Raw genomic sequence first — 13769 nt, forward strand, 5'->3', positions numbered from 1 at the left:
GCAAAAGAAAACGACATATACACTAGCAAAGGAGCCGGGCATCAAATCGCCCGACTCCTTTTGATGATCATTAAAAACGGCTTGACTTGGAGTATGCTCCAGGGCGTAATCTTCAATTGCGAGGCAAAACGAAGCGAAGGGAGGGCGCGGATGAAAGAGCATGGAAACCTGAATGAAAGCGGCGGGAGCCTGACCATATCCGAAGCGGCGGCCCTTACCGGCCTTACTGCAGATACGTTGCGCTACTACGAGAAAATCGGCTTGATCGAATCGCCTGTTCGCGGGAGCGGATCGCAGCGGAGGTACAGCGAGCGGGATATCGGAAAAGTCAGATTCCTTACCCACCTCAAGCGGACACATATGCCGCTGAAGAAGATTCGGAACTATGTAAACAGCTATAATGCGCAGGATGAAGCACAATGCTACGCTTTGCTCGACGAGCATAGACAAGCGATCGAGACCCAGATGGCCGATTTGCAGGAGACATTGAACCTCATTCGCTACAAGCTGGAGCACTTTCAGGACATCAAAGACGGTGAATCGAAGGAGAGATAGTGTTGAACTTACAATCCAATACAGCACAAACCCAGCAGCAGCCTCTGCATTCCGGCTATGGGCCGCGTACGACGGCCAGCGATATATTGGGAGCAACCAAACTGAGCGGAAAAACGGCGCTTGTCACCGGAGGCTACTCCGGACTCGGCCTGGAAGTTTCGCGCGTTCTTGCGGAAGCGGGCGCTCATGTGATCATTCCGGTGCGGTCACCGGAAAAAGCAGCAGCCGTGGCAGCCACCATCCCGGGAGCGGAACTGGAGAGACTAGATCTATCTGATCCGCATTCTATTGATGCTTTCTCCAACAGATTCCTGGAGTCGGGCCGACCGCTGCATATGTTGATCAACAACGCAGGCATTATGGCGATCCCGGAGCAGCGCGACAATAGAGGCTATGAGCTTCAGTTCGCCACCAATCATCTGGGCCACTTCCAGCTCACAGCGCGGTTGTGGCCGGCATTGCAGCTTGCAGGCGAGGCAAGGGTGATCTCGGTATCTTCGGGAGCGCACCGGTTGAGCCCGATTCATTTTGAGGATCCGAACTACAGGGATCGTCCCTATGACAAATGGGAAGCCTATGGACAGTCCAAAACGGCGAATGCGTTATTGGCCCTGGAGCTGGATAGACGAGCAAAATCCCATGGCGTGCGTGCTTTCTCGGTGCACCCCGGCTCCATAGTTACCGATCTCTCCCGTCATTTGTCCGACGAAGAGATGCGAGAGATGGGAGCTTTGGATGAAGAGGGACGGCGAGCTTACAGCGAAACCACAGAGGAGCGCAAGACGGTGCCCGAAGGCGCGGCTACGATCGTCTGGTGCGCGACTAGCAGCCAGCTTGAGGGGAAGGGCGGCGTCTATTGCCAAAATATCGATATCGCGCCACTGTTATCTTCCATAGATGGTGTCCGCGATCATAACCTGCCCGGCGTCAGCTACTGGGCTGCCGACGGACAGGCTGCCGCGCAGCTGTGGTCGCTTAGCGAAGCGTTGACCGGCGTTTCCTTCGATATCTGAACCAATGTACAAAACCTCCATCCCTGCCGTATAAGCGAGGTGGAGGTTTTTTGCTGCTAAGTGGAACGGGAATCATAAAGTTAATCTAAACATATGTAGCGGATCCTGCCGCTGGTCCGTCTAATAGGGTGGAGGTGGTTATCCGATGAAGCCGGCCGGCTCAGACCAAAGAGAGAACTACCCGGACGACCCAGCCCGGGCATTGCAACAGATGATGGATGCGCATGGCAGCGATGTGCTGCGGACCGCTTATTTCTATACAGGGGATCGGCATCTGGCCGAGGATATCAGCCAGGAGGTGTTCCTGAGAGCTTATCGCAACTGGCGAGGATTCAGAGGCGGCAGCAAGGTGCTCACCTGGCTGACCCGAATCACGCTCAATCTGTGCCGCGACAAGACAGCGCTCCGCTCCGCTTCTGAGCAGCCGACAGACCCGGGGCTGCTGGCTCTAAACCGCACAGGCAGCGTGGAAGAAGAAGCGATGGCCCGGCTGGGCCGAAGCGAGCTCTTGCAGCAGCTGGCGAGATTGTCGCTAGCGTACAGGGAAGTGCTGTATCTCTATTATTATCTGGACTTCACAACGACAGAAATCGCTGAAGCGACTGGCGTACCAGAGGGGACCGTGCGCGGCAGACTGCACCGGGCGCGCGAGCAGCTGGCGCAGAAGTTGAAGGAGGAGGTGGCGAGCGATGGTCGATGACAGTAACACAACAAAGCCCAGACCGGCAGAAGACGAGGCGATGGGCAGGCTGTTCAAGGAAGAGCTCGATGCGCATCTGTTCGATGGACTGGCGCTTGACAACGATAAAAAAAAGGAGTGGATGGATATGATTCAACAAACTGAAACGGTACAAGTACGGACGAACTGGTGGACATCCGGCCGCAAACGGCTGGTGAGCGGAGCGGTCGCGGCAGCGCTGATGCTGGGCATCGGAATCCCGCTCTTCCTGAGCAACAATCCGATCCCCTTGCCTGGGACTGAGATTACCGTTCCGGGCACGCAGCCTCCAGACCCCGGCACCAGCGGCGGCATAGTGGATCCAGGAAGCAGCGAGCTGTCGCCGCTCGTCACGGAGCAGGTCGGCTCGCTGGAGGAAGCGGAGGAGAAGTTCGGCGAGCCGATCCGGCTGCCGGAGGCTATGCCTGAAGGCTATGAGCTCGTCGAGATCGCCGCGGTAGGGTACCCGGGGGAATCGCCCCTGCGCGTACATTTCCAGTATGAGAGCGGCGAGGACGGCTACCTGACGTTCAGCGTCGACAAGCAGGATGCTGTGTATCCCGGCGACCTGTTCAGCGCCATCGATCTCGGCGACGCAGAAGGAATGATCTACGCGCAGCCGACGCTGACCGAGCTGTTCTGGAAGGTTGGCGATATCCAGTACAGTATTGTAGGCACGATCAACGAAGCGCAAGCGACAGCGCTGGCGAGTTCCACGCTAGCGTGAAGAGCAGGCTGATCTCTAGTCTGCATGAGTCGGACCCAAGCTTCCCCATCAGGGGGAACGCGGGTCCGGCTTTTTTTGTTGTTGTTTAGGAGTTTAGGTAGTCCAACGAATATGAAATTTCAACCTTATTTCAGGAATATGAAAAATCGAGTTCACGTGGCAAGTCGGAGTCGGCGCCTTCCTACGCTCAGAGCAAGTCCTTAATATTAGGCAAGAACCGCAAAAATGTCCCGTTTCGGGCGGCTGCGGCGGCTTTTATAATCAAGATGCAGACGATAATACATTGTGAAACGAGGGGAAACAGATGAATAAAAAAACAGGCTTGAGCGCAACGGCGCTTCTCTTGTCAACCGTGCTTGTACTCGGAGCATGCTCCACGGGCAATAATGATAACGGCTCCAACACAGGGACCAACGGGCAGCCGGCCGACCCGCCCGCCGCCAATCATGCGCCGGCGGAGCCGCTGGGCAAATACGATCCGCCGATCGAAGTGTCCACGGTGCGTTTCGTAAACCAGGCCTTCAAGTACGATCCCGGAAAATCGATCGACGACAACATCTGGACGGATATCTTCAGAGACGAATACGGGATCGAAGTGAAAAATATGTGGGTTGTCGACGAGTCCCAATACCGCCAGAAGCTGAATATCTCGATTGCCTCCGGCGATATCCCCGACTTCATGGTCGTCAATAAAGAAGAGATGCTGCGGATGTATGAATCGGATCAGCTGGAGGATCTCTCAGGACTGCTGGAGGATTACGGAAGCGACTATCTGAAGGAGCTGCTGGACCAGGACCAGGGAGCCGCCTTGAGCACAGCTACCTTTGACGGTCAACTGGTCGGTATCCCGCAGATGATGGTCAATGGCGGCGTGAGCACGGGAGAGATGATCTATCTCCGCTATGACTGGCTGCAGAAGCTGAATCTGCCCGAGCCCAAGACGATCGAGGATGTCGTGCGGATCGCGACAGCCTTTGCCAAGGAAGATCCGGACGGCAACGGCAAGCATGACACGACAGGACTGGGCTTGAACAATGAACTGTTCCAGGGCCACGGCACGGTGAAGGGCTTCTTCAACGGCTTCAATGCTTATCCGAACATGTGGCTGGAGGGTGAGGGCGGCCAACTGGTCTACGGCTCGATCCAGCCGGAGGTCAAAGAGGCGCTCGCGCAGCTCAGGGAGATGTATGCGGATGGTGTGATTGATCAGGAATTCACAGTCAAACCTTGGAACAAGCTGGCGGAAGAGATCGCAGCCGACCGGCTGGGCATCGCCTACGGCACGGTATCCGACGGCGGACATATTCATAAAGCCAGCAAGGAGAATAACCCGGATGCCGTGTGGCGGATCTATCCGATTGTAGGCGCCAATGGCCACGAGGTCCAGCCGCAATTAGGCGATACGGCCAATAACTTCTATGTCGTGAAGAAAGGCGCCAAGCATCCCGAGGCGATGATCAAGCTGGCGAACATCTATCTGGAGCATTATTACTTGACGAGCTACGTGCCGGATCCCAACCCTTTCATCTCCAGAGATGACGGCATCTATCCGGGCAAATATCCGCCGGTTGTGATCGATCCGCTGAATGTCAATCTGGATGCGTTCCGCCAGGTTCAGGAAGCGCTCGCTGCGGGAGACGGCAGTCAGTTGGGCTTCCCGGCCAGCGTGCATTATGACCGATTGACGCAGTATGCAGAGGGCGACGAGACGATGTGGTTCTCCACGATTGTCTTCGGCGAGCTGGGCTCGTACAGCGTGATTGATTACTATGAGCAGAACGGTATGGGCATCTACAATAAATACCAGGGAGCGGCGACCAAGACGATGTCCGACAAGATGGCCTCGCTCGATAAGATGCAGGAAGAAACCTTCACCAAGATCATTATGGGTCAAGCGCCGCTTGAGGCATTCGACAAGTTTGCTGAAGATTGGAAAAAGCTCGGCGGCGATCAGATCACAGCAGAAGTTAACGAAGCCGCAGCTTCCTAAGTTCCGAATCGCAAGTCCATAGACAGCGCACAAGAGAAGACGGGGGGACTCGTCTTCTCCTAGTCTTTTTACCGGAGGGAATCCGAATGTTCAAAAAATGGAGCATCCAGCTGCCGCTTCATCTCATGCTTATCCCTGGATTAATCGCTATCCTAATCTTCAGTTATATTCCCATGGCAGGCATGGTCATTGCCTTTCAGAATTTCATGCCGGTCCGGGGCTTGTTCGGGTCGGAGTGGATCGGGCTCGACAACTTCCGCTACATGGTTCAGCTTCCCGGCTTCTACCAGATTCTTTGGAACACGATTTTTATTGCGACGATGAAGATCATCGTCGGCCTGATCGTTCCGGTCACCATCGCCATCTTGCTGAACGAGATCCGCAAGGAAGCGTATAAGCGCTCGATTCAGACACTGATCTACCTGCCCTACTTCTTGTCCTGGGTCATTCTGAGCGGTATCTTGATCGATATTTTGTCTCCCAGCCGCGGAGCGGTGAACATGGTAATCGACTGGCTGGGCATGGAGAAGATCTTCTTCCTCGGCGATAACCGGTGGTTCCCGTACACCCTGGTCATCTCGAATGAATGGAAGGAGTTCGGCTTCAGCACCATCGTCTATCTGGCGGCGATCGCGGGGATCAACCCGGCACTGTATGAGGCGGCTGTGGTCGACGGCGCCAACCGTTGGAAGCAGACGTGGCATATCACGCTTCCGGGCATGACGCCGATTATCGTCCTGATGGCGACGCTCAGCATCGGCAACATCCTCAACGCGGGATTCGAGCAAGTGTTCAATCTGTACAGCCCGGTCGTCTACGAAAGCGGGGACATCATCGATACCTTTGTCTACCGGATCGGGATGATCGAAGCGCAATATGGATTGGCGACAGCGGTTGGGCTGCTGAAATCAGTCGTATCCCTGGTTTTGATCTCGGTTTCTTATTTCCTGGCCTATCGTTTTGCCAATTACCGCATCTTCTGATATCGCACCTTTTGAAGGAGGGATCCAAGTGATAGGCCAATCGTGGGCATATCGTTTGTTCAAGGTATTCAATTATACATTTCTGACCGTGCTGGCGCTGCTGTGCGTGATGCCGCTTATCCATCTGTTCGCCATCTCGCTCAGCTCCAACTCGGCGGCGACGGCAGGCGAGGTTTTTCTCTGGCCGGTCGATTTCACCCTGAAATCCTATGAATTCGTCTTGGGGCAATCGGCCTTCCTGACGTCGATGGGGGTGACCATCCAGCGCGTGCTGCTGGGCGTGTCGATCAATATGCTGCTGACCATCATGGTCGCTTATCCTTTGTCCAAAGAATCTTCGGCCTTGAAGGGGAGAACCTTCTATGTGTGGATATTTGTCTTTACGATGCTGTTCAGCGGCGGCATCATCCCCATGTATATGACGATGCGGTTCCTGGGCTTGCTGGATACCATCTGGGTGCTTGTCCTGCATGCCGCAGTGCCTGTATTCAATGTCGTCATCCTGCTGAACTTCTTCCGCAATCTGCCCAAGGAGCTGGAGGAAGCGGCGCTGATCGACGGAGCCGGACACTGGAAGATCCTGTGGCGGATCTACGTGCCGCTGTCTGCCGCTTCCATCGCGACCGTGACGCTGTTCGCCATCGTGATGCACTGGAATGCCTGGTTTGACGGCATCCTGTTCATGAATTCGCCGGACAATTATCCGCTGCAGAGTTACTTGTATACGGTTGTCGTGGGCATGCAGACGATTATCAACTCTTCGACGGACATGGAGCTGCTGACGATGGTGTCGGACCGCACGGCGCGGGCGGCCCAGCTCTTCGTCGGCGCGCTGCCGGTGCTGCTCGTCTATCCTTTCCTGCAACGGCATTTCACCAAAGGCATTGTCCTTGGCAGCGTAAAGGAGTAGCATACATTTATAGAGGCAATACGATAACGTCCACCTGAAGGAGCGACCCCCATGCGACTGGTCTGGCCCGCGATCCGATCCTCGATCTTCAGCAAGCTGGCGCTTGCCTTCCTCGTTGTGATCACGCCGTTATACCTGCTCGGCGCTTTCATCAATGACGGCGGCGCCAAAGCCGTGGATCGGGAGATCTCCCAGTCCCTGAAGCAGCAGGTTCAGTTCTACCTGATGTCTCTGGAGACGGAGATCGAACGGATGACCGTGCTGCAGCGCGAGTTCATGAATGACGAAGACCTGGAATCGCTCTCGATGATGGTGGAGAGGATGACCTTGTACGAGAGGCTCTCGGCGATGAAGCGTCTGCAGACCCGGCTCGGCCTGATCAAGGCCTCCAGCGCGTACATTGCCGAAGCCCGGGCCTATATCCCTTCTGTGTCGCGGGTAATCTCTTCCGTCATGATGGTGGATCAGCTCGATCAGGTCAGCCTGGATGGCTTGAAAGCGGATATCTTGCAGGCCGAGCCTCCGTTTGTTGCGAAGGATGGCCGTCTATATCTGCGCGAGTATTATCCGAGTCCGTATAATCTGGAGACGCGCAATCCTAATTTTATACTGGAGCTGGAGGTGTCGATCCCGGAGCTGCACCGCTTCCTCGAGCAGCTGCCGGGCTATAGTACGGGCGGGGCGATGATGATCCATGATGATACCGTTATCGCCAGCGAGCGGCGTACGGCTTCCTCTGACCTGATCCGTGAGCAGTTGAGCCAGCTCCTGCCCGCATCCGAGCCTGCTGCGGAGGACCAGCCGCCAGACGCCGGCGCGCGCATCGAGCGGCTGACGATGCAAGGGGAACGGTACATGATCGTACACCTGAGCTCAGACTTGCTCAATACCCACCTCATCGCGTATGTGCCTGAACGCGAGGTGATGGGACCGATTGAGCAGTACCGTACGTATATGTGGCTGATCTCCGCGCTTGCGCTGATGGTCATCATCGTCTTTGCTTACTGGATCTACCGGATTATCCACCGTCCGCTGCGCAAGCTTGTAGGCGCGTTCAGGAAGGTGGAGGCGGGCATGATGCAGACCCATATTGCCCATCACAGCAACGATGAATTTCATTATCTATACGAGAAATTCAACGGCATGGTGGCGCATTTGAACAAGCTGATCTATGAGGTATACGAGCATCGCATCCACTTGCAGCATTCCGAGCTCAAGCAGCTGCAGTCGCAGATCAATCCTCATTTCTTGTACAACAGCTTTTACCTGCTGTATCGGATGACCAAGGCGCATGACGTGGACAATGCCAGCCGGTTTACGAAGTTCTTGGGCGATTATTATCAATATATTACCCGCAGCGGCAAAGAAGAGGTGCCGCTGGGAGAAGAGCTGAATCATGTCCGCTCCTATACGGAGATTCAATCGATCCGTTCGGGCGGCCGCATCCGGGTGGAGATCGGGGAGATACCGGAGGCCTTCGGAGACGTGACAGTCCCCCGGCTGATCCTGCAGCCGATTGTCGAGAACGCCTATCAGCATGGCTTCGATACGGAGCTGGACGACTGCCGTCTGGAGATCGGGATGCGCGGCAGCGAGTCGCCGGAAGGCAGGCGGCTGCTGCACATCGAAGTGCGGGACAATGGCGTCGGGATGACGGAATCGATGCTCGAAGCCTGGGCGCGGACGTTCGCGAGCGAGGCGTCTGCGGAGGAAGTGACGGGCATGTTGAATGTACACCGCCGGCTCCGGATCCGGTATGGCGAGGACGGCGGCGTGACGCTGGCGGCCAACCGGCCTGCGGGTCTGCTCGTAATCCTGACGATCCCGCTCGCAATCGGTGAAGCGGGGGAAGTCTGAAGGCCTATCGTTACAGAAAGGAGGCGGCGGCATGTATCATTTGATGATTGTCGATGATGAGCCATTGGCAGTGGATTATCTGGCAGAAGCGCTGGAGGATATGCCTGATCTGGAGTTTGAGATCATCAAGGCTTACTCCGGCAAGGATGCCTTGAACAAGCTGGATTCGAGCAAGGTGGATATTCTGCTTACCGATATCCGGATGCCCGGCATGAGCGGGATCGAGCTGGCCGATGAAGTATTCGCGCTGCGGCCGCGCTGCCGGATCATCTTCCTGACGGGCTACAACGACTTTGATTATGCGCAATCCGCGATCCGGCGGGGTGGCGTCGATTATGTGCTGAAGACCGAAGGCGATGAGGCGGTCGTCCGCGCCTTGAAGAAGGCGGTGCAGGAGATCGAGGCGCAAGTCGGGGAGGAGCAGATCCTGCAGAAGGCCAGGCAACAGTACCATCTGGCGCTCCCTTCGCTGCGCCGGGACTATCTGATCGAGTGCCTGCAAGGGGAAGAAGAGAGCCTGCAGGCCCGTCAAAAACGGTTCGCGGAGCTGACGATCGATCTCGATCCCGAGCAGCCGGTGCTGATGGCGCTGGGGCTCGTCGACAACTGGGGCACGTTCCAGGCGCCGGGCGACCGCGTATTGCTGTTCTACTCGATTCACAATATTGCAGAGGAGTATTTCGAGCCAGATCTGAGGATGCTCCCGCTGCAATATGACCGGACCCGTGTCGTCTGGTTCGTGCAGCCGAAGCCAGGCCAGTCGATGGACGTAGCCCGATCGGCTCTGAACAGCTGCGCAGAGCGGATCCAGGCGGCTTGCAAAAGCCTGTTGAAGGTGTCGCTGTCGCTTGCGCTTGCGCCGGATCCTACCGCTTGGGACGACGCAGGGGAGCGCATCGAAGCTCTGAAGCTGCAGCTTTCCTTCCGGATGGGCTCCGGGGAAGAGATGCTTGTCAGCATGCCGCAGCCGGAGGCCGGGCCCGCCCCGCGCGCGAGCGCGCCGATGCTCGAGCTGGGACGCGTACGCTCCCGTATCCATAAGCTCGACCTGCTGGAGGCGGATATGGATAACGGACGGGAGGAGGCGTACCGGGCGCTGTTCGATCAATTGTTCCGGTTTGATGAGCCTGTTTTTGCAGGGGACGCGGGTCAATGGCTCGGTCTGGAGTTGTTCTCGCATCTTTCCGCTTTTTTCCTGAGCTATATGAACAAGCGCGAGCTGCTGCAGGCGATGGAGGGCCATATTCATCCCGAGAAGATCTACAATCCGAACGCCCATGCCGGCTGGCACGAGATGATTGATTTCTTCCGCGATCTGGGAGCCCAGGTGGCCCGTCACAACAGCCGGAAGCAGGATGAGCACACACATGAGCTGATCAAAAAAGTGCATCTGTACATCGACCGGTTTCTGCACGAAGAGCTGTCGCTGACCAAGCTGGCGGAGCTGGTCTACCTGAGCCCGCCCTACTTTTCCCGGCTGTACAAGCAGATGACGGGCAAGGGGCTGCTCGATTATATCAATGATACCCGCATCCAGCGGGCCAAGCTGCTCCTGAAGACAACCGACCGGAAGATCCAGGATATTGCTGCGGAGGTCGGTCTGGAATCGCCGGCTTATTTTACCCGGCTGTTCCGCAAGAAGACAGGGCGGACACCGCAAGACTACCGGGAGAGCAGCAAGGGGATGGAGGCGCTGTAGATGTGGGGAAATCGGACGAGAACGCTGCTATTGGCAATGCTGCTGCTGGCAGCGGCAGCGGGGTGCGAGAGGAACTCGCCGGCTCTGCCTCCAGCTGATGATGCGGACCTCCGACCCGTGCCCGAGCAACGCCAGGATCCTTTTCATCGTTATGATCCGCCTGTGGAAGCGACGACGGTGCGGGCTATCGATCAGAATATCAATTTTGCCGAAGGCGACACGCTGGAAGACAATATATGGACCCGGATATTCGAAGACGAATACGGCATTCGGATCCGCAATGTGTGGACCGTCAACGCCCTGCAGTACGATCAGAAGCTCAATATCAGCATTGCGGCCGGTGAGCTTCCCGACTTTGCCAGAGTGAACAAAGAGACGATGCAGCTGCTCCATGAAACCGGTCAATTGGCGGATCTGACGGAGATCATCGCGACTCAGGCCAGTCCATATCTTGCCCGATTGCTTCAGCAGGACCAGGGAGTAAGTCTCCGCGCAGCTACTTACGACGGAAAGGTATGGGGTCTTCCTTCGATGATGGTAAATGGCGGGGTCAGTACATCTGAAATGCTGTGGATCCGTACGGATTGGCTGGAAAAGCTGGAACTGCCGGAGCCGCGGACGATCGACGATGTGATCCGGATTGCGTCGGCATTTGCGCATGACGATCCCGACGGCAACGGGCTCGACGATACGATCGGGCTCGGCGTCAATAACGAGTTGTTCATGTATCACGGCTCGCTCAAAGGTTTTTTCAACGGGTTCGGTGCGTATCCGGAGATCTGGCTGGAGAGGGACGATGGTACGCTGGTCTATGGCTCGATCCAGGAAGAGATGAGAGTCGCGCTGCTCAAGCTGTCCGAGATGTACGCGGCAGGTCTGCTTGATGCCGAATTTCCACTCTCGCCCTGGACCAAGGTGGCAGAAGAGATCGCCGATGGCAGGCTCGGCATGGCGTACGGAACGGTATCCGACGGCGGGGTAATCCAGCGGGAGAGCGTGCGAAGCGATCCGGATGCGGCCTGGAGAGCCTATCCGATCGTCTCTTTGAGCGGCGAGGCGGTGCATCCGCAGCTGCAAGATGCAGCGTCCAATTTTTATGTGGTCCGCAAAGACAGTCCGCATCCGGAGCTGGTCGTCAAGCTGGCCAACATTTACTTGCGCCACTACTATGAGATGGATTACCGTCCTGACCCGAATCCCTTTATCTCGGGACCGCACGGGATCGACCCGGGCAAGTATCCGGCCGTCCTGGTGCATCCGCTCGATGTTAATCTCCAGGCATTCCGCGAGGTGCAGGAGGCGCTGCGCACGGGCAATGGCGACGAGCTGGGGTTTCCGTCCCGGGTACACTATGGCAGGCTGAAGGATTATGAAGCGGGCAACCGGGAGATGTGGTTCTCGACAGCTGTGTTTGGGGCGGCGGGCTCCTATGCGGTCATCGATCAGTACGACCAAGCGCAGCTCGGAAGATACGATGCCTATCAGGGAGCGGCTACGGCTACGATGGCCGAGAAGCTGGCCGCCCTCAAACGGATGCAGGACGATACCTTTATCCAGATCATTATGGGGGAGAAGCCGATCGAGGAGTTTGACCGGTTTGTGAGCGATTGGAAACGGCTGGGCGGCGATAAGATCACGCAAGAGGTGAATGATAGGAATGTTACAACCTGACTTTTTATGTTGAAAACAAACATTAATTGACGCATAATTAATACGGGGTGATCTGGATGAAATTTACGATTAAGCCATCGGATACTGCTGCAAAAGCCGTCGGGAAGATGAGCTTCCGGCAGTTGCTCAATCAGGTGTGCTGTCCGACGTTCGGAAGAGTCAAGGAGCGGTTGGAGGATTATGGGGCGCTGTTCTTTCATCCGATGGATCGGCAGGAACTGGTCGGACATATCGGGCAGTTCAAGTCCGCGTGCGCCATCCCGCCTTTCATCGTAAGCGATCTGGAATGCGGGGCGGGCAATATGGTACTAGGCGCCACCAGGTTCCCTTATATGATGGGCCTCAGTCAGACCAATGATCCAGAGCTGGCCTATCAGACCGGAGCGATCGCAGCCCGGGAATCCGGAGCGATCGGCTACAACTGGACGTTCTCTCCGGTAGCCGATCTGGCGCATGACCCTGACAGTCCCGTCGTCAGCATGCGGAGTGCCGGCCATGAGCCGGAGCATACGGTCAAGATGGTGTCCGCTTATATGCGGGGATTGCAGGATCACGGCATGATGGCTACGATCAAGCATTTTCCCGGCGATGGCTGGGGCTCATACGATCATCATTTGACGACGCCGGTGCTTCAGCTGGACCGGGAAAGCTGGCGGCAGGGGCCGGGCGAGGTATTCAAGCGGCTGATCGACGAGGGTGCGATGGCTGTCATGCCGGGTCATATCGCGCTCCCGGCCTTCGACGAGCCGGACCCTGAGACGGGGCTCTATCCGCCGGCGACGATCTCGCGCAAGCTGCTGATCGAGCTGCTGCGCAAGGAGCTGGGGTTCGAGGGGCTCATCGTATCCGATGCCGTGGAGATGGGCGGTCTCGTCGGGTATATGAATTATTATGATGCCTGCGCCTTAACGCTGGAGAACGGCTGCGACTGCCTGCTGTTCCCGCGCATGGACGAGCATTTTTACACGGAGATGGAGCGCAGAGCGACAAGCGGCATGCTCACGATGGAGGCGCTGCAGGACCGCGCCCGACGCATCGTGGCATTGAAGGAGCAGCTGGGCATGCTCGATGAACGGCCGGTTGCGGCTGTGCGGGAGCTGGACCCGGATGCCCACCGCCGGACGGCGGAGCAGGTCGCCGCCCGCAGCATCACGGTTGTCCGCGACCGGCAGGGGCTGATCCCGGCGACGATCGGGGAGGAGACCCGCGTGCTGCATGCGGTCATCATGAACAACCATGATCGCAACGGAGAACTGTATGCCAGGCTCAAGCAGGAGCTGGAGAAGCATACCCCGCATGTGACCCAATGGATCGATCCGGGGCCTGATGCTTTGTTCACCGCGATGCGCGACCGGGACTATGACCTGGTCGTCTGCTCGATCGGCAGCAGGCTCAGCTATGGGCTTAATGTCGTCCGGCTGCATGACGAAGTCGCCAGGAATATGATGGGCGGATGGACGAAGCTGGGGGTGCCGATCATCTTTGTCTCGCATTTCCACCCGTTCGTGCATAAGGAATACGAGGCTTCGATCGATACGATCATCAACACCTATGGTGACATCGACTGTACGGCCGAGCTTCTAATCGAAGGTATTGCGGGCCTGAGAACACTGACTCGCAGCCTGCACGCGCATGATTGAGAGGAG

11 protein-coding genes are annotated in these 13769 nt (G+C 56.9%); all 11 read left to right on the forward strand.

The window, feature by feature from the left end:
• The first annotated feature begins 150 nt into the window (after positions 1-150).
• Complete coding sequence (locus ABC336_RS23355) at positions 151-555, forward strand: MerR family transcriptional regulator (RefSeq protein ID WP_413240934.1); 405 nt, start codon at positions 151-153, stop codon at positions 553-555.
• Positions 556-557: 2 nt separating this feature from the next.
• Positions 558-1568 (forward strand): oxidoreductase, encoded by a 1011-nt coding sequence (locus tag ABC336_RS23360; protein WP_413240935.1) that lies wholly within the window; start codon positions 558-560, stop codon positions 1566-1568.
• A 145-nt stretch (positions 1569-1713) separates the two neighbouring features.
• The gene (locus ABC336_RS23365; protein WP_413240936.1) at positions 1714-2268 is read left to right on the forward strand and encodes a sigma-70 family RNA polymerase sigma factor; all 555 of its coding nucleotides are present in this window, start codon (positions 1714-1716) and stop codon (positions 2266-2268) included.
• Positions 2258-3013 (forward strand): hypothetical protein, encoded by a 756-nt coding sequence (locus ABC336_RS23370; RefSeq protein WP_413240937.1) that lies wholly within the window; start codon positions 2258-2260, stop codon positions 3011-3013. The genes ABC336_RS23365 and ABC336_RS23370 overlap by 11 nt, the downstream gene beginning before the upstream one ends.
• Positions 3014-3317: 304 nt before the next feature.
• A complete protein-coding gene (locus tag ABC336_RS23375) occupies positions 3318-5003 on the forward strand; it encodes an extracellular solute-binding protein (RefSeq protein WP_413240938.1) in 1686 nt (561 codons plus the stop codon).
• Positions 5004-5089: 86 nt separating this feature from the next.
• Positions 5090-5986 (forward strand): ABC transporter permease, encoded by an 897-nt coding sequence (locus tag ABC336_RS23380; protein ID WP_413240939.1) that lies wholly within the window; start codon positions 5090-5092, stop codon positions 5984-5986.
• 28 nt (positions 5987-6014) lie between these two features.
• The gene (locus tag ABC336_RS23385) at positions 6015-6896 is read left to right on the forward strand and encodes a carbohydrate ABC transporter permease (protein WP_413240940.1); all 882 of its coding nucleotides are present in this window, start codon (positions 6015-6017) and stop codon (positions 6894-6896) included.
• Between the two features lie 51 nt (positions 6897-6947).
• The gene (locus tag ABC336_RS23390; RefSeq protein ID WP_413240941.1) at positions 6948-8753 is read left to right on the forward strand and encodes a sensor histidine kinase; all 1806 of its coding nucleotides are present in this window, start codon (positions 6948-6950) and stop codon (positions 8751-8753) included.
• A gap of 31 nt (positions 8754-8784) precedes the next feature.
• Complete coding sequence (locus ABC336_RS23395; RefSeq protein ID WP_413240942.1) at positions 8785-10452, forward strand: response regulator; 1668 nt, start codon at positions 8785-8787, stop codon at positions 10450-10452.
• The gene (locus ABC336_RS23400; protein WP_413240943.1) at positions 10453-12123 is read left to right on the forward strand and encodes an extracellular solute-binding protein; all 1671 of its coding nucleotides are present in this window, start codon (positions 10453-10455) and stop codon (positions 12121-12123) included. It abuts the gene before it with no gap.
• Between the two features lie 56 nt (positions 12124-12179).
• Positions 12180-13763, forward strand: a complete 1584-nt coding sequence (locus ABC336_RS23405; protein WP_413240944.1) for a glycoside hydrolase family 3 protein — start codon at positions 12180-12182, stop codon at positions 13761-13763.
• The last annotated feature ends 6 nt before the right edge of the window (positions 13764-13769 follow it).

This window comes from Paenibacillus jepli (genome assembly GCF_047238105.1).
Taxonomy (GTDB): Bacteria; Bacillota; Bacilli; order Paenibacillales; family Paenibacillaceae; genus Paenibacillus_D.